This window comes from Arthrobacter sp. 05N33_2, assembly GCF_056397425.1.
Map to the genome: position 1 here is coordinate 1 of NZ_JBFTNJ010000047.1, position 21,943 is coordinate 21,943.

The 21,943-nt window shown below is 66.5% G+C and carries 20 protein-coding genes; 10 read left to right on the plus strand and 10 right to left on the minus strand.

From position 1 onward, the window contains the following. From qcrC to qcrB, 3 genes are all read left to right on the plus strand, one after another. The coding region (gene qcrC, locus AC1DHX_RS15545; RefSeq protein ID WP_476900211.1) for a cytochrome bc1 complex diheme cytochrome c subunit at window positions 1–417 on the plus strand (417 nt) is incomplete at its 5' end. Between the two features lie 100 nt (window positions 418–517). After that, window positions 518–1,591, plus strand: a complete 1,074-nt coding sequence (gene qcrA / locus AC1DHX_RS15550; RefSeq protein ID WP_028276730.1) for a cytochrome bc1 complex Rieske iron-sulfur subunit — start codon at window positions 518–520, stop codon at window positions 1,589–1,591. Beyond that, a complete protein-coding gene (qcrB, locus tag AC1DHX_RS15555; protein WP_028276729.1) occupies window positions 1,569–3,245 on the plus strand; it encodes a cytochrome bc1 complex cytochrome b subunit in 1,677 nt (558 codons plus the stop codon). Before qcrA ends, qcrB begins: the two co-directional genes overlap by 23 nt. 152 nt (window positions 3,246–3,397) lie before the next feature. On the opposite strand, the gene AC1DHX_RS15560 is transcribed toward qcrB, so the two are convergent. Beyond that, on the minus strand, window positions 3,398–4,189 hold the full coding sequence (locus AC1DHX_RS15560) for a GntR family transcriptional regulator (protein WP_028276728.1): 792 nt from the start codon (window positions 4,187–4,189) through the stop codon (window positions 3,398–3,400). Between the two features lie 273 nt (window positions 4,190–4,462). Between AC1DHX_RS15560 and AC1DHX_RS15565 the strand changes: the two genes are divergently transcribed. Beyond that, on the plus strand, window positions 4,463–4,756 hold the full coding sequence (locus AC1DHX_RS15565; RefSeq protein ID WP_028276727.1) for an HPr family phosphocarrier protein: 294 nt from the start codon (window positions 4,463–4,465) through the stop codon (window positions 4,754–4,756). Window positions 4,757–4,952: 196 nt separating this feature from the next. Here AC1DHX_RS15565 and AC1DHX_RS15570 read toward each other — a convergent pair whose 3' ends face one another. The 5 genes from AC1DHX_RS15570 to AC1DHX_RS15590 form a co-directional block, all read right to left on the minus strand. After that, window positions 4,953–5,354, minus strand: coding sequence for a cytochrome c oxidase subunit 4 (locus tag AC1DHX_RS15570; protein ID WP_476900212.1), 402 nt, complete (start codon window positions 5,352–5,354; stop codon window positions 4,953–4,955). Next, window positions 5,351–7,072 carry an aa3-type cytochrome oxidase subunit I gene (gene ctaD, locus AC1DHX_RS15575; RefSeq protein WP_223917347.1) on the minus strand — a complete coding sequence of 574 codons (1,722 nt, stop codon included), beginning with the start codon at window positions 7,070–7,072 and terminating at the stop codon, window positions 5,351–5,353. Before ctaD ends, AC1DHX_RS15570 begins: the two co-directional genes overlap by 4 nt. A 10-nt stretch (window positions 7,073–7,082) precedes the next feature. Further along, entirely contained in the window at window positions 7,083–7,955 is an 873-nt protein-coding gene (gene ctaC / locus AC1DHX_RS15580; RefSeq protein WP_028276725.1) for an aa3-type cytochrome oxidase subunit II, read from the minus strand. A gap of 207 nt (window positions 7,956–8,162) precedes the next feature. Next, complete coding sequence (locus tag AC1DHX_RS15585; RefSeq protein WP_476900213.1) at window positions 8,163–8,552, minus strand: HesB/IscA family protein; 390 nt, start codon at window positions 8,550–8,552, stop codon at window positions 8,163–8,165. Window positions 8,553–8,721: 169 nt separating this feature from the next. Further along, window positions 8,722–10,152, minus strand: coding sequence for a M20/M25/M40 family metallo-hydrolase (locus tag AC1DHX_RS15590; RefSeq protein WP_476858456.1), 1,431 nt, complete (start codon window positions 10,150–10,152; stop codon window positions 8,722–8,724). A gap of 106 nt (window positions 10,153–10,258) precedes the next feature. Between AC1DHX_RS15590 and AC1DHX_RS15595 the strand changes: the two genes are divergently transcribed. Then, the gene (locus AC1DHX_RS15595) at window positions 10,259–10,858 is read left to right on the plus strand and encodes a DUF3043 domain-containing protein (RefSeq protein WP_223917351.1); all 600 of its coding nucleotides are present in this window, start codon (window positions 10,259–10,261) and stop codon (window positions 10,856–10,858) included. Between the two features lie 101 nt (window positions 10,859–10,959). On the opposite strand, the gene AC1DHX_RS15600 is transcribed toward AC1DHX_RS15595, so the two are convergent. Next, on the minus strand, window positions 10,960–12,033 hold the full coding sequence (locus AC1DHX_RS15600; protein ID WP_476858455.1) for a quinone-dependent dihydroorotate dehydrogenase: 1,074 nt from the start codon (window positions 12,031–12,033) through the stop codon (window positions 10,960–10,962). Between the two features lie 151 nt (window positions 12,034–12,184). On the opposite strand from AC1DHX_RS15600, the gene AC1DHX_RS15605 reads away from it, so the two are divergent. Together AC1DHX_RS15605 and AC1DHX_RS15610 are read left to right on the plus strand one after the other, a co-directional pair. Beyond that, entirely contained in the window at window positions 12,185–13,879 is a 1,695-nt protein-coding gene (locus AC1DHX_RS15605; protein WP_476900214.1) for an FAD-binding dehydrogenase, read from the plus strand. A 36-nt stretch (window positions 13,880–13,915) separates the two neighbouring features. Next, a complete protein-coding gene (locus AC1DHX_RS15610; RefSeq protein ID WP_476858453.1) occupies window positions 13,916–14,887 on the plus strand; it encodes an alpha/beta hydrolase in 972 nt (323 codons plus the stop codon). Window positions 14,888–14,893: 6 nt separating this feature from the next. On the opposite strand, the gene AC1DHX_RS15615 is transcribed toward AC1DHX_RS15610, so the two are convergent. The 3 genes from AC1DHX_RS15615 to leuA form a co-directional block, all read right to left on the minus strand. Then, complete coding sequence (locus AC1DHX_RS15615) at window positions 14,894–15,745, minus strand: isoprenyl transferase (protein ID WP_476849340.1); 852 nt, start codon at window positions 15,743–15,745, stop codon at window positions 14,894–14,896. Between the two features lie 20 nt (window positions 15,746–15,765). Then, a complete protein-coding gene (gene recO, locus AC1DHX_RS15620) occupies window positions 15,766–16,518 on the minus strand; it encodes a DNA repair protein RecO (RefSeq protein ID WP_079554635.1) in 753 nt (250 codons plus the stop codon). A 211-nt stretch (window positions 16,519–16,729) separates the two neighbouring features. Next, complete coding sequence (gene leuA / locus AC1DHX_RS15625; RefSeq protein WP_028276716.1) at window positions 16,730–18,469, minus strand: 2-isopropylmalate synthase; 1,740 nt, start codon at window positions 18,467–18,469, stop codon at window positions 16,730–16,732. Between the two features lie 252 nt (window positions 18,470–18,721). Between leuA and AC1DHX_RS15630 the strand changes: the two genes are divergently transcribed. The 3 genes from AC1DHX_RS15630 (at window position 18,722) to AC1DHX_RS15640 (ending at window position 21,857) form a co-directional block, all read left to right on the plus strand. Further along, window positions 18,722–20,674: a M13 family metallopeptidase gene (locus AC1DHX_RS15630; protein ID WP_476900215.1), complete on the plus strand. Its 1,953-nt coding sequence runs from the start codon at window positions 18,722–18,724 to the stop codon at window positions 20,672–20,674. A gap of 89 nt (window positions 20,675–20,763) precedes the next feature. Further along, window positions 20,764–21,090, plus strand: coding sequence for an ArsR/SmtB family transcription factor (locus tag AC1DHX_RS15635; RefSeq protein ID WP_476900216.1), 327 nt, complete (start codon window positions 20,764–20,766; stop codon window positions 21,088–21,090). Beyond that, window positions 21,090–21,857, plus strand: a complete 768-nt coding sequence (locus AC1DHX_RS15640; RefSeq protein ID WP_230008759.1) for a cation diffusion facilitator family transporter — start codon at window positions 21,090–21,092, stop codon at window positions 21,855–21,857. The genes AC1DHX_RS15635 and AC1DHX_RS15640 overlap by 1 nt, the downstream gene beginning before the upstream one ends. Window positions 21,858–21,943: the final 86 nt, after the last annotated feature.

The following is a 21,943-nucleotide window of genomic DNA, read 5'->3' on the forward strand; positions in this document are numbered from 1 at the left end:
TCCCTCGGCCCCGGACCGGYCATCCCCGAGGCAGGCGTGCTCGATGAGAAGGGCGACGCCGCCAACGGTGGAGAGCTGTTCCGCACCAACTGCGCCATGTGCCACAACGCCGCCGCTGCAGGCGGCGCACTGACCCGGGGCAAGTTTGCCCCTGCCCTCGCGGGTGTCTCCGGGCAGCACATCTACGAAGCAATGGTCACCGGCCCCCAGAACATGCCGGTTTTCAGTGACGCGAACATCTCCCCCGAGGGGAAGCGCGACATCATCACCTACCTGAAGCAGATTGAGGCCAACGGTTCACCCGGCGGCGCCGATCTTGGTGCTTTGGGACCGGTCTCCGAAGGTCTCTTTGTCTGGATCGCCGGGCTGGGCGTCATCATCGCGTTCACCATTTGGCTGACTTCCCGCACTTCATAAGCGGACCTTGCACCTGTAAGAATTTTCTGCTGACCCGTCAGCAGTTTGAATTGAAACCTAACTCGGCACTCGCCGAGACGAGAGAAGGATGAGGCGAATTATGGGCAACCATAGTGACGGCGGTCCGAACGACTCGGGCACCGTAGCTACGGCTGGTCAGAATGAGGTGGAGAAGTTCCAGGATCCTGGAATTCCCCCGCACCGTTTGCGCCTGGCTGACACGGACCCGAAGGCCGCAAAAAAGGCAGAACGGCAGGTAGCCCTTCTGTTCGGCATCTCGGTCGTTGGCACCTTGATATTCCTGGTGGCGTATTTCGCGATCGATCTGGGGCAAGACTCCGCGATCGCCACGATCCGCCTCCAGAATGCCCTGCTGGGCATCGGCACCGCTTTCGCGATGCTGGGCATCGGCACCGGTATCGTCCACTGGGCCAAGGCCCTTATGCCGGACCACGAAGTCTCGGAAGAGCGCCACGCGATCCGCACTGAGGAAGACCGCCAGGCTGCCGTGCGCATCGTCGATGACATCGTCGAGGAAACCGGCATTAAGCGCCGGCCRCTGATCCGCAACACCCTGCTCGGCGCCGTCGCCCTCGCCCCCCTGCCGGCCCTGGCCATCTTCGGTGACCTCGGTCCCCGTCCGGACGACAAGCTGGCCCACACTCTGTGGGCCCCGGCCCCGGACGGCAGGCTCAAGCGGCTGGCCCGCGACCCGGATGGCACCCCCATCAAGGCCGCGGACGTCACCATGGGCTCCGCGTTCCACGTCATCCCCGAAGGGCTGAACGAACTGAGCGAAGGAAAGCTGAACGAGAAGGCCAAATCGGTCGTTCTGCTCATGCGCCTGGACCCGGCACTGCTCAACCCCTCCCCCGAGCGCGCAGATTGGGCCTACAACGGAATCGTTGCATACTCCAAGATCTGCACCCACGTTGGCTGCCCTGTTGCCCTGTACGAACAGCAGACCCACCACCTTCTGTGCCCGTGCCACCAGTCAACCTTCGACCTGACCCAGCAGTGCAAGGTTATCTTCGGCCCGGCCAGCCGCCCCCTCCCCCAGCTGCCTATCGCAGTCGACGCTGAGGGCTACCTCGTCGCCACGAGCGACTTCCATGAACCCGTTGGACCGACCTACTGGGAGCGTGAGCAGCATGTCCTCAACAACAACGCCTGATGCCCCTGTTTTCGTCGCCAAAACCACAGGCGGCCGCATCACCGACTTCGTCGACCAGCGTGTTGGCGGCTCCGGAATCCTTCGCGAATTCGGCCGGAAGGTCTTCCCGGACCACTGGTCGTTCATGTTCGGCGAAGTGGCGCTGTACTCCTTCGTCATTCTGCTGCTCTCGGGCACGTTCCTGACGTTCTTCTTCGATCCGTCCATGGCGGAGACGCATTATGCGGGCTCGTACACGCCGCTGAAGAACGTTGAAATGTCGGTGGCATACAGCTCCTCCCTGAACATCTCCTTCGATGTCCGCGGCGGCTTGTTCATGCGCCAGGTACACCACTGGGCTGCCCTGCTGTTCGTCGCATCTGTCTCCGTGCACATGCTCCGCGTGTTCTTCACCGGCGCATTCCGGAAGCCCCGCGAACTGAACTGGGTGGTGGGCAGCGTTCTGCTCATCCTGTCCATGGCCGCAGGCTTCACCGGCTACTCGCTCCCCGATGACCTGCTCTCCGGCAACGGCCTGCGCATCATCGACGGCGTCATCAAGTCCATCCCGGTCATCGGCACCTACACCTCGTTCTTCCTCTTCGGCGGCGAGTTCCCGGGCACCATGATCATCAGCCGCCTGTACATGCTCCACATCCTCCTGGTTCCCGCGCTCATCCTGCTGATGATCGTGATGCACCTCTTCATGGTGGTTGTGCACAAGCACACGCAGTACCCCGGCCCGGGCCGCAACGACGGCAACGTCGTCGGCTACCCCCTGGGACCGGTTTACGCGGCAAAGGCCGGCGGCTTCTTCTTCATCGTGTTCGGTGTCGTTGCCATCATGGCGGCGTTCTTCACCATCAACCCGATCTGGAACTACGGCCCGTACGACCCCTCCCCGGTTTCTGCGGGCACCCAGCCTGACTGGTACATCGGCTTCGTTGACGGCGCCCTCCGCCTGATGCCGGGCACGATCGGCGACTGGAAGGTCGAGCAGATCTGGTTCGGCCACATGTTCACGTTCAACGTGCTGCTGCCGGCACTCGTCCCGGCGGGCATCCTCTTCACGGTCATGTTCGCCTACCCGTGGATTGAACGCTGGATCACCAAGGACAACCGCGAGCACCACGTCCTGGACCGCCCCCGCAACGCTCCTACCCGTACGGCAATCGGCATGGCCGGTTTCGTCTGGTACTGCGTGATGTGGGCAGCGGCCGGCTCGGACCTCATCGCCACCCACTTCCACGTGGCCCTGAACGATGTCACCTACTGGCTGCGCGCACTGTTCTTCATCGGCCCGGTCATCGCGTTCATCGTCACCAAGCGCGTCGCCCTGGCGCTCCAGCGCAAGGACCGCGAGATTGCCCTGCACGGCCGTGAAACCGGCCGCATCGTGCGCCTGCCGCACGGCGAGTTCATCGAGGTCCACGCCCCGCTGGATGAATACAAGCGCTACAAGCTGGTCGGCTTCGAGTCACCGGCCCCGCTGCCCGCGGTGCCGAACGAGCACGGCGTCGTTGACCGCAAGGAAAAGCGCCGCGCGAAGCTGTCCCGCTGGTTCTTCGAGGACCGGGTTGCCCCGGCCACCCCGGCAGAGCTGGAGGCCGCTCACGGCCACCACGGCGCCCACGAAGCGATCGAAACCGCTGAGTCGAAGTCGCTGAGCCACTAGGCGGCACCAAGCAATACAAAGGAAGGCCCGGTCCCTTGGGACCGGGCCTTCCTGCGTCCCCCCGAAGCTGCAGAAACAAGAGGCAACGCGGGGTCACCTCGCGCCCATCAACCCCTTCGGGATGGACGCGTCGTGACCCCGCGTTGCTGAGGTTAGGGGCGGTACCCTGAGGCGTAGTTCCGGGTGGGCCGGACGCCAGGGCGCTGCAGGGGCACCCAGAGCTTGTAGCGGTCAGCCCGGTAGTAGGACACGGAGTAGTCCACCATGGCGCGGGCCACGAACGCGTGGCGCTGGATCTTGAGCAGCGGGGTGCCGACCTCAACGTTCAAGAGACGGGCCGTGGACGGCGACGCAGCCGTCGCCTCGATCATGTCCTCGCCCCATTCCATCACCAGCCCGTAGCGTTCGCTCAGCACGTTGTAGAGCGATGTGGGCGGTTCGCCGTCCAGCAGGCCGGGAACCCGGTGGGCCGGGATGAAGTTTTCGTCCACGCTCATCGGTTCGTTGTCGGCCAGCAGGAGGCGCCGGAACCGGACCAGGGGTGTCCCCTCCTCCAACTGCAGCTCACGGGCCAGGAACGCGCTGGCGCCAATTTGTTCGAAGCTCAGGACCTTGGCGGCCGGGACCATGCCGCGGCGCTGCATCTCYTCGCTGTAGGAAGTCAGCTTTACCTGGAGATCCAGTTTGGGTTTGCGCACAAACGTGCCCAGGCCCACGACGCGTTCAATCACTTCCTCACCCACGAGGGCATCGATGGCCTGGCGCACGGTCATCCGGGCGAGGCCGAAGCGCTGGGCGAGGTCCCGTTCGGAGGGCAGCGCGGATCCAGGCGGGCACGCGGCGGCGATGTGCGCGCGGAGGATCTCGCGCAACTGCACATAGATTGGTACCCCGCTCTGACGGTCGATCTCGCCAATCATCTTGGACGCGTTAGTGGACGCCATGGTTCAGCCTCCGGATGCGGCCCGGCGCGGGAAATACACTCATATCTCAAGGGTAAGCCCGTGACCCGGAAGGTCTAGACCACGCCGCCGACTCAAGTCGTGCCGGGTCCTCCCCCGCCGCTACCCTTGTAGGTACAGGCCGGAGCCGGGGCAATGCCGGCCGCCCGGTCTGACGGACTGCCTGCCGGACGCCCTCCATCTGGGTCACCGTTCGCGTGGCCAGCCCGTGCAGCAGCAACACGTACAGCACAACACCAGCATGAGGGAGTCCCGTTGCCAGTTCGCAAGGCAATCGTCACGGCCGCCATCGGCCTCCACGCCCGGCCCGCGGCAGTATTTGTCCGGGCTGTCACGGCGACCGGCCTCCCAGTGACCATCAGCAAGGACGGCAGGCCAGGCGTCGACGCCCGCTCGCTGCTGGAGGTCATGACCGAGGACTTCGAGTGCGGCTGTGAGGTGGAGCTGGCCGTCGCTGCGGACGCCCTCCCGGCCTCCTGCAGCCCCGCAGAGGCAGAGGGTGCGCTGGAGGAACTCCGGATCCTCTTGGAATCGGCAGCCGCCGCCTGAGGGCCTCCCCGCTCCCATTCGGCGGCCCGCAGTGCGGTGCCGCCCTCCAGGAGGGACGCTGCGCAGGCGGGCTGGGCGTGCAGGGACGCGCCGCACCCGGCCGGCAGGAACTCAAGAACCAAGACACAACGACGGCGGGCCCCACCAATGGTGGGGCCCGCCGTCGTGCGTTCTGAACTTTTAGTCCGGGTGGGCGCTAGTGCGCGTGGTCACCGCGGCTGTACTCGTAGACCCAGCCGACCAGTGCGACCACTGCCATCCCGCCGGCGATGAAGACGATCCACCAGCCCACGGCCAGGCCGAGGAACCCTGCGGCGCAGGACAGGCCCAGCATCAGCGGCCACCAGCTCCAGGGGCTGAAGTGTCCCTGCTCGCCGGCGCCTTCGTGGATCTCGGCGTCGTTGCGGTCCTCGGGGCGCATGCCCACGCGGCGGCCGGTGAAGCCGAGGTAAGCGCCGATCATGCCGGCGAGTCCGCCAACCAGCAGGATGGCCAGTGCGCCCACCCACTCAGTCCAGTTGGTCAGGTATCCGTAGATGAATGCAACGGGCAYGAAGAAGAAGACGCCGAAGCCAAAGATCCTTGATTCGATTTTCACTTGGCGGTGTCCTTCTGGTCGGCGTTACCGAGAGCCGCTGCTGCCGGAGCAGGCGAATCCGCGGTGTAGGACTGGGAGAGCTCCGGGTGGTGCAGGTCCAGGGCAGGACGCTCGGAGCGGATGCGGGGCAGGGAGGTGAAGTTGTGGCGCGGCGGCGGGCAGGACGTGGCCCATTCCAGCGAGGCACCGAAGCCCCACGGGTCGTCAACTTCCACACGCTCGTTGCTGCGCCAGGTGATGTAGACGTTCCAGAAGAACGGAATCAGCGAGGCGCCGAGGACGAACGAGGCGATGGTGGAGAACTGGTTCATCCACGTGAAGTTGTCCTGCGGCATGTAGTCGGCGTAACGGCGGGGCATGCCCTCGACGCCGAGCCAGTGCTGGATCAGGAAGGTGCCGTGGAAGCCCAGGAACAGCATCCAGAAGTGGATCTTGCCGAGGCGCTCGTTGAGCATCTTGCCGGTCCACTTAGGCCACCAGAAGTAGAACCCGGCGAACATGGCGAACACGACGGTGCCGAAGACCACGTAGTGGAAGTGCGCCACAACGAAGTAGGAGTCCGAGACGTGGAAGTCCAGCGGCGGCGAGGCCAGGATGATGCCGGTGAGGCCGCCGAAGAGGAACGTCGCCAGGAAGCCGATGCTCCACAGCATGGGGGTCTCGAACGTGATGGAACCGCGCCACATGGTGCCGATCCAGTTGAAGAACTTCACRCCGGTSGGWACSGCGATSAGCATCGTCATGAAGGAGAAGAACGGCAGCAGSACCGAKCCGGTGACRTACATGTGGTGGGCCCACACAGTCACGGACAGGGCGGCGATGGAGATGGTCGCGTAGACCAGGCCCTTGTAGCCGAAGATCGGCTTGCGGCTGAAGACCGGGAAGATCTCCGAGACGATGCCGAAGAACGGCAGCGCGATGATGTACACCTCAGGGTGGCCGAAGAACCAGAACAGGTGCTGCCAGAGGACGGCGCCGCCGTTCTCGGGATCGAAGATGTGCGCACCGAAGCGGCGGTCGGCGCCGAGGGCAAACAGCGCGGCGGCCAGCGGCGGGAAGGCCATCAGGACCAGGATGGAGGTCACGAGGGCGTTCCAGGTGAAGATCGGCATCCGCCACATGGTCATGCCCGGGGCGCGCATGCAGATGATGGTGGTGATGAAGTTGACGGCGCCGAGGATGGTGCCGAAGCCGGASAGCGCCAGGCCGAAGACCCAGAGGTCACCGCCCACGCCGGGGCTGAACGTCGTGTTGGACAGCGGCGCGTACGCGAACCAGCCGAACGACGCGGCACCCTGCGGGGTGATGAACCCGGAGACGGCGATCGTGGAGCCGAAGAGGAAGAACCAGAAGGCCAGCGCGTTCAGTCGCGGGAAGGCGACGTCGGGGGCACCGATCTGCAGCGGCATGATGACGTTGGTGAAGCCGGCGAACAGCGGCGTCGCGAACATCAGCAGCATGACGGTGCCGTGCATGGTGAAGAGCTGGTTGTACTGCTCTTTGGTCTGCAGGATCTGCATGCCGGGCTCGAAGAGCTCGGCACGGATCAGCAGCGCCATGATGCCGCCGAAGCAGAAGAAGATGAACGACGCGATCAGGTACATGTACCCGATCGTTTTGTGGTCGGTCGAGGTGATCCAGTTGACGACGATGCGTCCCTTGGACTTCGGTACTACGGGAGCCTCGAGGATCCCGGCGGATTGAGTGTAAGTTGCCACGTCGCTCCCCTTACTTGGTTTCGGCCGGGGCCGGGTTGCGGTCGTACTCTTCACCGAGCAGGCCGGTGTTCCCGTCCTGGCGCAGCTGGTTCATGTGCGCCTGGAACTCCGACTCGGAGACAACCTTCACGCGGAACAGCATTTCGGAGTGGTACTCGCCACAGAGTTCGGCGCACTTACCGTCGTAGGTGCCCTCCCTGGTGGGCGTCAACCGGATGTAGTTGGTCTTGCCTGGAATCATGTCGCGCTTCTGCAGGAAGGCAGGGACCCAGAAAGAGTGGATGACGTCGCGCGCGTTGAGCTCGAGGTCAACCGACTTGTTGACCGGCAGGTACAGGGTGGGCAGCTTGTTCTTGTCCACGTCGTTACCGGTCAGGTGCGCCTGGACGCCCGCTTCGTGTACGTCCTCGGTGACGACGTTGCCCTTCAAGTAGTTGAAGTCCCACGCCCACTGCTTGCCGCGGACGTCGACGACGACGTCGGCCGGCGTTGAGCGGTCATCGATCGACTGCTGGTCGCGGTCGGTGAAGTAGAAGAACACCAGGACCATGAACAGCGGGATCGTCAGGTAGAACACTTCAAGCGGAAGGTTGAAGCTGTTCTGGCGCGGGAAGCCCACGGTGCCCTTGCGGCGCCGGTAAGCGACGATGCACCAGATCATCAGGCCCCAGGTGATGATGCCGACGACCAGCGCGGCAATCCATGAGTTGACCCAGAGGTCCATGATGAGGTCAGTGTGATTGGTGGTGCCACGCTCGGTGGGCAACCAGCCCTTCTGTACCTCTGGTGAACATCCAGTCAAAGCCAACGCGCCGGCTAGTGCCAAGCCAGTGATCGTAGTGATCTGTTTGCGTCGGCTGCCGGTTCGGTTCTGCGAACTCACAGACGGCCCTTCCTACTTGTTGCTGTTGCCCCGCAAATTACGGGCAGGGCAAACGAAAAGTTTTACTACTCGGTGTAGAGCTTACCGCTCCCCGGGAGTTTTCGCCCACATGTCCACACCGTGCGTCGGGAGCCTTTTGTAGGCGCCGCTCGTTGAGGATCCTGCGGCACTAAGGCCGGGCAAAATGCCCGGCCTTAGTGGAAGGAATTAGTGGAAAGAATCTCCGCAGGCGCAGGACCCGCCGGCATTCGGGTTATCGATCGTGAAGCCCTGCTTGGCGATGGTGTCCTCGAAATCGATGCTGGCACCGCTGAGGTAAGGAACGCTCATCTTGTCGACGACGACTTCGACCCCGTCGTAGTCGCGCACTGCATCCCCGTCGAGCAGCCGCTCGTCGAAGTAGAGCTGGTAAATCAGGCCGGAGCAACCGCCGGGCTGCACGGYAACGCGGAGGCGCAGATCGGTGCGGCCTTCCTGCTCCAGCAGGCTGCGGACCTTTCCAGCCGCGACGTCGGTCAGCATGACCTCGTGCGTGGCCAGCTCGCCGGCCTCGGCGGCAGAGTTGCCGGCGCTGTTTTCATTGGTTGTAGTGCTCATGGCCTACCTTCTTGCAACGGTGGTGGCGGCCCCGCTCGCACGGTGCCCGCCCCTACTTAAACGGTATGGGCTATAGCTACATGCTACTTCGCGCAGCCCTGTAGCTCTAACTTCTGACGTAACCGTGGGAGACGGCTGGATGTTCCCCGGGACGCGCCGGGCGCGGGGGCTAGAGCGCGCCTTCGGTGTTCAGGCGCGCGAGCAGCAGGGCCTCGGCGACAATTGCGTTCCGGAAGTCGCCCAGGTGCAGGGATTCGTTGGCGCTGTGGGCTCGGGAATCGGGATCCTCGACGCCGGTGACCAGGATCTGCACGTCCGGGTAGAGCTCGGTGAGGTCCGCGATGAAGGGGATCGATCCGCCGATTCCCATTTCGACGGCGGGCACGCCCCAGGCCTCGCCCAGGGCCCACATGGCCACGGACGCGGCCTTCGAGCTCGTGTCCGTCAGGAATGAGTTGCCGCTCTCCCCCGGGGTGAACACCACCTCAGCGCCGAACGGGGCGTGGGTTTCGACGTGCTGGCGGACAGCCTCCATGGCGGCTGCCGGGTCCTGCCCCGGGGCCAGGCGCAGGCTGAACTTGGCCCGGGCCCGCGGCAGCAAGGTGTTGGAAGCTACGTCCACGGCCGGGGCGTCAAAGCCGATGATGGACAGGGCGGGCTTGGTCCACATGCGTGAGGCAATGCTGCCGGTCCCGGCGAGCTTCACGCCGTCGAGCACGGAGGCGTCGGCGCGGTACTCCTCCTCGGTGAGGTCGACAACCACGTCATCGCGGCTCACCAGGCCCTTGATCGCGACGCTGCCCTCGTCGTCGTGGAGGGTCGCGATCAGGCGGGCCAGCAGGGTCGGGGCGTCGAGCACGGGGCCGCCGAACATGCCCGAATGCACGGCGTGGTCCAGGACCTTGACCTCGATGGTGCCGTCCACCAGGCCGCGCAGGCTGGTGGTGAGGGCCGGAATGCCGACCTTCCAGTTGCTGGAGTCCGCCACGACGATCACGTCGGCGCGGAGCAGTTCGCGGTGGGTTTCCAGGAACTGCCGGAACGTTGGCGAGCCGGCTTCCTCTTCGCCCTCGAAGAAGAACGTCACGCCCAGGCCCAGTTCGTCACCGAGCACCCGCGTCACCGCAGAGTAGGCGGCGATGTGCGCCAGGATGCCGGCCTTGTCATCGGCGGCACCGCGGCCGAAGAGCCTGCCGTCGCGCTCGACGGCGGTAAAGGGGTCGGTTTCCCACAGTGCCAGGTCGCCAGTGGGCTGGACGTCGTGGTGGGCGTACAGCAGGACTGTCGGCTTGCCCTCCGCGGCCGGGCGGCGGGCGACGACGGCGGGCCCGCCGGGCGTCCCGTCTTCCTTGTCGCAACGGAGGATCCGGACGTCGTCGAAGCCGCTGGCCCGCACGAGGCTGGCGACGGCGTCGGCGCTGCGGTTCAACGGGGCAGGATCAAAGCTGGGCCAGGCGATGCCGGGAATGGCGACAAGGTCCGTCAGCTGGCCGATCGTCTCGTCGAACGATTCGGCAACGGCCTGGCGGAGGGCCTCGGCATCGATGGTGCCCTCGTGGTCCATGGTGGTCTGCGGGTTCCCCGCGGTAGATGAAGTCATGGCCAAAACACTACCCGTGCTCTGAATCACTACAAACAGCGTCACGCCCGGGCCTGCGCCGTGTGGGCTGGGTCTCGGGCCTGTGTCTGCGGGGTATTCTTTAGGGGTGTTTGGACGTAAAAAGGAAGCGCCATCGGCGCAGGACGTAGTTGACCAGCAGGCATCCGAGGCAGCAGCCCGTAGCGCCGTGACCGGCAAGGGCGCACCCACGCCCAAGCGCAGCGCCCAGGAGGCGGCCCGCAAGCGGCCCCTCGTGCCGGAGGACCGCAAGGCTTCCAAGGCGGCCGAGCGCGCCGCCGTCACGGAGCAGCGGCTCAAGATGCGGCAGGCCATGGACACCGGTGACGAAAAGTTCCTGCCGCTGCGGGACAAGGGTCCGCAGAAGCGGTTCGCCCGCGATTTCGTCGATGCCCGCTTCAGCCTTGGCGAGTTCCTCATGTTCGGCGCCCTGCTGTTTGTCATCATCTCCTTGCTCGTGCCGGCCTCCAGCGCACAGATGGTCTACGTCCTGGGCGCCTTCTGGGTCATGTTCCTCGCGGTCTTCGTGGACGTCTTCATCCTCTCCCGCAAGCTCAAGAAACGGCTCGGCGAAAAGTTCGGCGACGTCGAACGCGGCACGGTCTGGTACGGCTCCATGCGCTCCCTGCAGTTCCGCCGCCTGCGCCTGCCCAAGCCCCAGGTCCGGCGCGGCGAGTTCCCCGCCTGACCTTCCCTTCCACGATTCTTCAACTAAGAAGCCCCCGGCAGTCACCTGCCGGGGGCTTCTAGGTTGCGGCGACCGGTCCGGACCCGACCGCAGCGTAAGGTCTAGCGCCGGCTCGGGTGGGTGGCCAGCAGCCGGTTGATGCGGGCGGCCCAGAAAGGCCCCTCGTAAAGGAACGCCGTGTAGCCCTGGACGAGGGTGGCGCCGGCGTCCAGCCGTTCCTGCACATCCTGTGCCGTTTCGACGCCGCCCACCGAGACCAGCGTCAGCGCCCCGCCGGTGACGGACTTGAGCCGGGCCAGGACCTCCAGGGACCGTTTCTTCAGGGGCGCCCCGGAAAGACCTCCTGCTCCGCACGCCTCGACCTTGTCGGGCCCGGAGGCGAGCCCGGTGCGGGCGATCGTGGTGTTGGTGGCGATGATGCCGTCCAGCTTCAGGTCAAGCGCCAGGCGCGCGACGTCGTCGATGTCCTCATCACTGAGGTCGGGCGCGATCTTGACCAGGAGGGGAACGTGGCGGCCGGCGGCCTTGTCCGCCTCCTCCCCCACTGCGGCCAGCAGCGGACGCAGGGTCTCCACGTCCTGCAGCAGCCGAAGCCCGGGGGTGTTGGGCGAGCTGACGTTCACCACGAGATAATCCGCTGCGGGGGCCAGGCTGCGCGCGCTGATCAGGTAATCGGACACCGCATCCTCGAGCCCGACCACCTTGCTCTTGCCGATGTTCACCCCGATCACGGGCCGGACGCCGGGGTGCTGGCGCTGCAGGGCGGCGCGGGCGGACTTCAGGCGCGGGGCCACCGCCGCGGCGCCGTCGTTGTTGAATCCCATGCGGTTGATGACGGCCCTGTCCTCCACGAGGCGGAACAGCCGCGGCGTCGGGTTCCCGGCCTGGGCCTGGCCGGTGATGGTGCCGACCTCCACATGGCCGAAGCCGAGCTCCGCCAGCGCCTCGATGCCGTGGCCTTCCTTGTCGAAGCCGGCCGCAAGGCCGAACGGGGACGGGAAGGTCAGGCCTAACGCCTGGGTCTGCAGCGACGCCGCGGGGGCGGTGAACTTCTGCAGCAACCGCCCGGCACCGCAGCTGTGGGCGAGGCGGATGGCCTTGAACCCGATCTTATGGGCGCGTTCGGCGTCCATCCACGAGAAGGCCAGCCGGAAAAATGTGGGATATACGCGCATGCCTCTAGTTTTGCGGTTCGGGCCGCGCAGACCAAACCAGCGCACGCGCCGGCACGGTTGTGACTGCCCGTTGTGACTGCGGTTGTGACTGCGGCGCCCCGCGCCCCGGGCCCGGCGGCGGAAGTGCTCCGACGCGAGTTAGCATGAAGCCATGACCAGCAATGAGGGTGTCGGAACGGGCGGCCGTGGGGCTTCGGGTCGCGGGATCGAGGCCGACGTTGTGGTGGTCGGCGCCGGCCTGGCAGGGCTCGTGGCCGCGGCCCAGGCCTATGCGGCYGGCCGCCGGGTGGCGGTGCTCGATCAAGAACCCGAGGCCTCCGTCGGAGGCCAGGCGCACTGGTCCTTCGGCGGCCTCTTCATGGTCAACACTCCGGAACAGCGGCGGCTAGGGGTGCGGGACAGCGAAGATCTGGCCCTCGCCGACTGGCATGCGTCCGCGGGATTCGACCGGCCGCAGGACGCCCTGGCAAAGGAGTGGGCGGCGGCGTACGTGAACTTCGCCGCCGGTGAGAAGCGWGCCTGGCTCGCCTCGCTGGGCGTCGGGYTGTTTCCCCTGGTGCAGTGGGCCGAACGCGGCGGCTACGGCCCGGACGGCCACGGCAACACTGTCCCGCGCTTCCATGTCGCGTGGGGCACGGGCCCTGCGCTGGTGGCCCCCTTCCTTGCCAAACTGCGCGAAGGCGAAGCCGCCGGCCGCGTGTCCTTCCATTTCCGCCACCGCGCCACCGGGCTCGTGAAAACTGCGGGCCGGGTGAGCGGCGTGCGCGGCGAACTGCTCGAAGCCAGTGGCGCAGGCCGGGGCGAAAGCTCTTCCCGACGCCCGGACGGTACTTTCGAGGCTGCGGCCGCGGCCGTGGTGGTGACAAGCGGCGGCATCGGCGGCAACCACGATGTGGTCCGCAAGCAATGGCCGGGCGGCGCGGCGCCGGAGCGGATGTTGAGTGGCGTTCCGGCATCCGTGGACGGGGACTTCCTCCCGGCCGTGGGCCGCGCCGGCGGACACCTCATCAACGGGGACCGGATGTGGCATTACCCGGAGGGTATCCACAACCATGCCCCGGTCTGGCCGCGGCACGGCATCCGGATCCTGCCCGGACCGTCGGCCCTGTGGCTGGACGCGACGGGGCGGATGCTCCCGCCTCCCCTGTTTCCGGGTTTCGATTCGCTCGGCGCCCTGCGCCACATCCTGGCCACGGGACATGCCCATTCATGGTTCGTCTTGAACCGCAGCATCGCGCTGAAGGAGTTCGCGCTGTCAGGATCCGAGCAGAACCCGGATCTCACGGGCAAGGACGTCCGTCGGCTGGTCTCACGGCTGAAGCCCGGCAGCGATACACCGCTGCAGCGGTTCCTGGACCGCGGGGTCGACTTCCYGCAGGCAGCGGACCCCGCCGGGCTCGCCGGGCAGATGAACGATCTGACGGGCGGGCAGCTCATCGACCCCGCTGCCCTGGAGCAGCTGATCCGCGACCGGGACCGGCAGTTTGCCAGCGGGATGGGCAAGGATCCGCAGCTGGCGGCGATCCGGGCAGCGCGGCGTTTCGCCACCGACAAGATCATGAGGGTCGCCCCGCCGCACCGGCTGTTGGATCCGCGGCACGGTCCCCTGCTCGCCGTCCGGCTCTCGGTCCTGACGCGCAAGAGCCTTGGCGGTGTGCAGACGGACCTGCAGTCGCGGGTCCTGGAAGCCGCCGGGCAGCCCGTGCCCGGGCTGTTCGCGGCCGGTGAAGCCGCAGGGTTTGGCGGCGGCGGAATCCACGGCTACCGGGCCCTCGAGGGAACGTTCCTGGGCGGATGCCTCTTCTCCGGACGTTCCGCGGGCCGGGCCGCTGCGTCCGCGTCCTAGTCCGGGCAGGCTCTCAGCAACACAGGAGGAAAGTCGATGCAGTGGCGGACCGACATTCTCGGGGATGATTTCCAGGCGTGCACCTTTGAGGCCGTCAGCCCTGACGGTGTGCTGCGCACTGCCACCCTGGTCCGCCATACCCCGCTCCCGCCGACACCATCGGCGCTGCCGGCCCGGGCGGTGCTGTTCCTGCACGGCTGGAGTGACTACTTCTTCAATGAGGAGCTCGCGGAATTCTGGGCGGGGCAGGGGTTTGAGTTTTTCGCCCTCGACATGCACAACCATGGCCGCAGCCTGCGTCCGGGCACCCACGGCGGCTACGTCGCGGACCTGGACAACTACGACGCCGAGATCACTGCAGCGCTCGGGATCATCGGTTCCCTCAGGCCGGACGGTGCGGCGCCGCAGGTGACGCTGATGGGACACTCCACCGGCGGCCTGATCGCGGCGCTGTGGGCCGACCGGCATCCGGGGATGGTGTCACAACTGGTCCTGGACAGCCCATGGCTGGAAGTCCACGGCAGCCCCGCCCTGCGCCGGGCCGCGCGGACCATGGTGGAGCCGTTCGCCCGGTTCTGGCCGGAGTCGGTGATCCGGCTGCCTGAGCGGGCCTTCTACTGGCGCAGCATCAGCAGCGCCGCGGAAGGCGAATGGGCCCTGGACGATGCCTACCGTCCGCCGCACGCCTTTCCGGTCCGCGCCGGCTGGCTCAGCGCCGTGCTCGCCGGGCAGTCCAAGGTGGCGCGTGGCCTGAACATCGATGTGCCCATCCTGGTGCTCATCTCGGGCGCCAGCGCCAACGGGATGTTCTGGAAGGAGTCCATGCGCCGCACGGACGCGGTCCTGGACGTGAACACAATCGCCCTCCGCGCGCTCAGCCTGGGCCGCACCGTGACGCTGGAGCGGATTGACGGCGCCCTGCATGACGTCTTCCTCTCCGCCCCACGGGTCCGCGCGGACGCCTATGCCCGGCTGTCCCGGTGGATCCGGGCGTACGTCTACGACTGACGCGGATCAGCTGACCTGGCCGCCCGCGGCGGGAGCGGCGTCGATGGCTCCACCGTAGCGGCGGTCCCGCTGTGCATAGATCTCGACGGCATCCCACAGCGTCCGCCGGTCCACGTCCGGCCACAGGGTGTCCATGAACACGAACTCGGCATAGGCCGACTGCCAGAGCATGAAGTTGGAGAGCCGCTGTTCCCCGGAACTGCGCAGGAACAGGTCCACGTCGGGCAGGTCCGGCTCGTCGAGGAACTTCTGGATGGTCCGCTCGGTGATGGCCCCCGGCTTCAGCCGGCCCTGGGCCACTTCCTCCGCGATCGCGGAGACGGCGTCGGCGATCTCGGCCCGTCCGCCGTAGTTGACGCACATGTTCAAGGTGCAGGTGCTGTTCCCGCGGGTGTAGTCCTCGGCCTCTTCGAGTTCGCGGATCACCGAGCCCCACAGCTTCGGGCGCCGCCCGGACCAGCGGATCCGAACACCCCATTCATCGAGCTGGTTCCGCTGCCGGCGCAGGACGTCCTTGTTGAAGCCCATCAGGAAGCGCACCTCCTCAGGGGACCGCCGCCAGTTCTCGGTGGAGAAGGCGTACACACTGACGTATTCGATCCCCAGCTCGATCGCGCCGGCCATGACGTCCAGCAGGGCAGGCTCCCCTGCTTTGTGGCCCTCGATCCGGGGCAGGCCGCGCTGGTTCGCCCAGCGCCCGTTGCCGTCCATGACGATCGCCACATGCCGCGGGATGAACTCCGCGGGAATCGCGGGCGGAACAGCGCCGGACGGGTGCGGGTAGGGAGCCACCACCGGGGTGGTCCGCCGCGGACCGTTGGACTGTTTCGTCTGGCTTTTCTCCAGGTTCTTTCCCAGGCTTCTTCCCAATGCCACTTTTACGTTCGCTCCACATGTTTGAGGGATTTCAGGACTCGTTCCAGGTGCCACTGGAGGTAGCTGGCTACCAGGCCTGCCGCTTCCCGGCGGTGGACGGACGCGGAGGCATCCGCCGTCGTCCAGTTTCCGGTGAGCAGGGCACCCATGAGGAGCACTGTCTCCGGGGCTGGCGCGGGCGATCCCGGCGGCCGGCACCCGTGGCAGACCATGCCGCCGAGCGGCGCGGAAAAGGCGGTGTGCGGCCCGGGCGCACCGCACCGGGCGCAGTCGGTGAAGCTGGGCGCCCAGCCGCCGGTCGCGAGGGCGCGGAGCAGGTAGGAATCCAGGATGAGTTCGGGGGCGTGGTCGCCCCGGCTCAGGGAGGCGAGGGCCCCCACCAGCAGGTTGTACTGGGCGGTGCCGGCTTCGCCGTCGACGTCGGTGAGCTTCTCCGCCGTTTCGGTCATGGCGGCCGCCACCGTGTACCGGCCATAGTCCGCGGCGATGTTCCCGCCGTAGGCGCCCTTGGCCACGGCCTGCGTGACGACGTCCAGGGTCCGCCCGGAAATCAGCTGGAGATCGGCCACCATGAACGGTTCCAGCCTGGCGCCGAACCGGCTGCTGGTGCGCCGGACCCCCTTGGCCACCGCCCGCACCTGGCCGTGGTGCTTGGTCAACAGGGTGATGATCCGGTCGGCTTCGCCCAGCTTATGGGTGCGCAGCACGACGGCGTCATCACGGTAGGCACGCGCTGCAAAGGATTGTTGGACCACAGTTAATCTTCGCACTGTCTTTACGGAATCACGGCATGGGCAGCGCCGCCGAGGCAGAACGGTAAAAGACTGAGATAAAAGACTGAGGCAAAATACTGCGCCGCCGGAGTGTTCCGGCGGCGCAGTCATGCATTGGTTCGCCAGTGCCTGCCCGTCCGGGGACGGATCAGGCGCGGACGGATCAGGCAGGGACGAATCAAGCAGCGACGGATCAGGCGCGGGCGTCCCGGATGGCGCGGTTCACGGCCGAGATGACGGCCTTGAGGGCTGACGTGCTCGTGTTGGCATCGATCCCCACGCCCCAGAGCACGCGCTCCCCCACGGCGCATTCGACATACGCGGCGGCCAGGGCACTGCCACCCTCGGAGAGTGCGTGTTCGCTGTAGTCCAGGACCCGGACGTCCACGCCGTCCTCGCGCAGGATGCTCAGCAGGGCCGCGATGGGGCCGTTCCCGGTCCCGGTCCGGCGGACCTGGGTCCCGTCGATCTTCAGGGCGGCGGTCAGCGTCATGTCGCCGTCTTCGTCCGTCTCCGTGCTGATCGAACCGAGGGCGTAGCGGCCCCACTGCGTGTCGGCAGAGCCCGAGGGCAGGTATTCGTCCTGGAAGACCTGCCACAGCTGGGGTCCGCTGACTTCTCCGCCGACCGTGTCGGTCCGTTTCTGGATGACGCCGGAGAACTCGATCTGGGCGCGGCGCGGCAGGTCCAGGCTGTGCTCGTTCTTGAGTAGGTAGGCGACGCCGCCCTTGCCGGACTGCGAGTTGACCCGGATGACCGCCTCGTAGCTCCGGCCGAGGTCCTTCGGGTCCACCGGCAGGTACGGGACCTGCCAGGTGTAGTCGGCCACGTCCTTGCCCGCCGCGGCCGCGTCCTTTTCGAGGGCCTCCAGGCCCTTCTTGATCGCGTCCTGGTGCGAGCCGGAGAACGCCGTGAAGACGAGGTCTCCGCCGTACGGGGACCGCTCGGCCACCGGCAGCTGGTTGCAGTACTCCACCGTGCGGCGGATTTCGTCGATGTCGGAGAAGTCGATCATCGGGTCGATGCCCTGGACGAACATGTTCAGGCCCAGGGTCACCAGGTCCACGTTGCCGGTCCGCTCGCCGTTGCCGAAGAGGCAGCCCTCGATCCGGTCTGCCCCGGCCAGGTAGCCCAGCTCGGCGGCGGCGACGCCGGTGCCGCGGTCGTTATGCGGGTGCAGGGACAGGATGATGCCTTCGCGCGGGTGCAGATTCCGGCTCATCCACTCGATGGAGTCGGCGTAGACATTGGGGGTGGCCATTTCCACCGTGGCAGGCAGGTTGATGATGACCTGACGGTCCGCCGAGGCCTCGAAGACGTCGGCGATCGCGTTGCAGACCCGGATGGCGTACTCCAGCTCGGTGCCGGTGAAGGACTCGGGCGAGTATTCGTAGGTGATGTGCGTATCGGCGAGGGTTTCCTCGTACTTCTTGCACAGCCGAGCACCCTGCAGGGCGATGTCGAGGATGCCGTCCTCGTCCTGGTTGAAGACCACGCGGCGCTGCAGGACGGACGTGGAGTTGTAGAGGTGGACGATTGCCTGCTTCGCCCCGACCAGGGACTCATAGGTCCGCTCGATCAGGTGTTCGCGTGCCTGCGTCAGCACCTGGATCGTGACGTCGTCCGGGATGTGGTTGCCCTCGATCAGCTGCCGGACGAAGTCGAAGTCCGTCTGCGATGCCGAGGGGAACCCGACCTCGATCTCCTTGTAGCCCATCCGGACCAGCAGGTCGAACATCTTCAGCTTGCGGGCCGGGCTCATGGGATCGATGAGGGCCTGATTGCCGTCGCGCAGGTCCACGGCGCACCAGCGCGGGGCCTTGGTGATGACTTTGTCCGGCCAGGTGCGGTCCGGCAGTTCAACGGTGATCTGGTCCTGGAACGGGATGTAGCGGTGGACCGGCATTCCTGAGGGCTTCTGTGCGTTTCGCATTACAATCGGGGCCTTTTCTGTGATTCTTGGTGAAAGGGTRGCCGGGCAACACAAACTCCGCAGCGAGGGTGGGCCTTGCGCTAGATCGCGTCTGAGGCCTCGCCGCGGCAGCTAAGAAGGAGCAGTTCTGCGCGCACCTTTTCACAGTAACACGGGTGCGTAAGATGAAGGAGCCAGACCACCGTAACGTCCACCATGCAGACCGTGCGCCGGCAAACGCTCCGGGCCGGACTGCCTCTCAAAGGAGCATCCGTGCCACTTTCGGGGATCGATCTGTCCACCATCGACGCCAGCGTCCGCCCGCAGGATGACCTGTACCAGCATGTGAATGGCGGCTGGCTCAACACTACGGTCATCCCGGACGACCGGCCGCTGGAGGGCACCTTCACCGCCTTGCGCGACGCGTCGGAGCTCGCGGTGAAGGAGATCATCGAGCAGGCCGCCGCACGCGGTGCGGAGGCTACCGGGATCGAGCGCAAGATCGGGGACCTGTACAACAGCTTCATGGACGAAGCGGCGGTCGAGGCCAAGGGCCTGGACCCGCTCCGGGCGCGGTTGGCGCAGGTGTTCGCGACGACGTCGGTGCCCGAACTCGTGGCGCTGGCCGGACGGCTGTTCCGCGCCGATGTGTCCGGGCTCTTTTATATCTACCCCGCCCCGGATGCCGGAAACCCGGACCGGGTCCTGCTCTACACGGGCCAGGGCGGCCTCGGCCTGCCGGATGAGTCTTATTACCGGGAAGCGAAGTTCGCCCCGATGGTCCAGGCCTACCGTGCACACGTGGGGGCCATGCTGGGCCTCGCGGAGGTTGCCGACCCTGAGGGGGCAGCCGGACGCGTGGTGGCGCTGGAAACTGCGCTGGCTTCGCACCACTGGGACAACGTGACATTGCGGAATCCGCAAAAGACGTACAACTTGAAGTCCGCCGCAGAAGCCGCGGAGCTGTTCCCTCTGCTGGCGGACTGGTTCGACGCGGCCGGCATCGAGCCGGAGAAGCGTGCCGAGCTGGTGGTGAGCACCCCCGACTTCTTCTCCGGCGCGGCCTCGCTGCTGGATTCCGAACCACTGGCGACATGGCAGGAATGGCTCGCCATGCGCGTGGTCAGCGCGGCCGCCCCGTACCTGTCTTCCGGGTTCGTGGACGCAAACTTCGCGTTCTATGGCACCACCCTGAGCGGTACGCCGCGGATCAAGGACCGCTGGAAGCGCGGCGTCGCGGTGGTCGAGGCGGCCCTGGGTGAGGCGGTCGGGCAGATCTACGTGGCCGAACACTTCCCGGAGGGGCACAAGGCGCGCATGCAGACCCTCGTGGCCAACCTGATCGAGGCGTACCGCGAGTCCATCACCGGGCTGACCTGGATGGGCGAGGCAACCAAGCTCGAGGCCCTGAAGAAACTGGACTCCTTCCGCGCCAAGATCGGCTTCCCGGACAAGTGGATCGACTACTCCGCGGTGGAGATCGACCCCGCCGATCTGCTGGGGAACGTGGAGCGCGCGCACAGCGCCGACGTCGACCGCCACCTCGACGAGGTCGGCAAGCCCGTGGACCGCGAGAAGTGGCTGATGACGCCCCAGACGGTCAACGCCTACTACCATCCGCTCCTGAACGAGATCGTGTTCCCTGCGGCCATGCTGCAGCCCCCGTTCTTCACTGCCGACGCCGATGACGCCGTCAACTACGGCGGCATCGGTGCCGTGATCGGCCATGAAATCGGCCACGGCTTCGATGACCAGGGCTCGCAGTACGACGGCAGCGGCCTGCTGCGCAACTGGTGGACGGAGGATGACCGCACCGCGTTCGWGGCGCTGGCCGSMCGGCTCGTGGCGCAGTTCGATGCCCTTTCCCCCACGGCAGCCCCCGGCCACACGGTCAACGGCAAGCTGACCTTGGGCGAGAACATCGGCGACCTGGGCGGGCTCACCATCGGCTACAAGGCCTACCTGATCAGCCTCGACGGGCAGGAACCGCCGGTGCTCGATGGCCTGACCGGGGTGCAGCGCTTCTTCGCGTCCTGGGCCGCGGGGTGGCGGCAGGTCATCCGGACCGAAGAGGCCATCCGCCGGCTGGCGACGGATCCGCACTCCCCAAATGAGTTCCGCACGAACGCCATCGCCAAGAACCTCGACGCCTTCCATGCGGCATTCGGCGTCACGGACCAGGACGGCATGTGGATGGCACCGCAGGAGCGCGTCAGCATCTGGTGACCCGGGGGCCCGGTCACTGGCACCGACCCAGCCGGGAGGGCTTTGCTTACACGCTTGCGTGAATACATCGACAGCTGTACTTTCGGTTGATGGAGACTCTTACGCATGCCCCGGTGCTGGCACGGTTCGGTTATGCCGTGTCAGACCCGACACGGGCAGAAATCCTGCTTGCCCTCACGGCTGCGCCGTCCTATCCCTCGGAGCTGGCGGATTCCCTCGGGGTATCCCGGCAGAGCATGTCGAACCACCTGAYGTGCCTGCGGGGATGCGGGCTGGTCGTTGCCGTTCCGGAGGGGCGAAGGACCCGCTATGAGCTCGCCGATCAGCGCCTCGGCCATGCCCTGAAAGATCTTCTGGGCGTCGTGCTGGCGGTGGACCCGGCCTGCTGCGCACCCGACGGGACGTGCACGCTGTGATGGCTTCCCTCCAACTGTCGCCGGGCCCGGCCCGCCGCGCCGTCCTCAGCCGCCGGATCCGCTTGTTCGCGGCGGCCACCATCAGCTATAACCTCATCGAGGCCGTTGTGGCTTTGTGGGCCGGGGGTACGGCGGACTCGTCGGCGCTCCTCGGCTTTGGCCTGGATTCCATCATTGAGGTCGCGTCGGCGCTGGCGCTGTCGTGGCAGTTTTCCACCAAGGACCCTGAACGGCGTGAACACCTCACCTTGCGGATTATCGCTGTCTCATTCTTCGCGCTGGCGGCCTTTGTCTCCGCCGAGGCAATCAGGTCACTTCTCGGCGCCGGCGAGGCACAGCACTCGACCCCGGGCATCGTGATTGCCGCACTGAGCCTGGTGATCATGCCGGTCCTGTCCTGGCTCCAGCGCCGGGCCGGCCGGGAGCTCGGATCACGCACGGCGGTGGCTGACTCCAAGCAGACCCTGCTCTGCACGTATTTGTCGGCAGTCCTGCTCGCGGGTTTGGTGCTGAACAGCACCCTTGGCTGGTGGTGGGCCGACGCCGGCGCTGCGCTGGTCATCGCCGCGATCGCCCTCCGGGAGGGCATCAACGCCTGGCGCGGCGACATCTGCTGCACGGTCCCCCACACGGCGGCAGACACCCTTCCGACGGCCACGGAGCCGGCCTGCTGTGACGGATGCGGTGCCGATTCAGCACCTCCAAAGGCGCTCTTCCTACCTGAGGTGGGGGTGGGACAGTCCGCCGCCGATGAGCAGCATGCGTAGTCGGTAGTGCTTCCGGTTGCGGAAGCCGCGGTGTCAGCAGCACTCATCTGGCACAGCGGTTCAAGGAGCTCGTCGCCGCTGCCGGC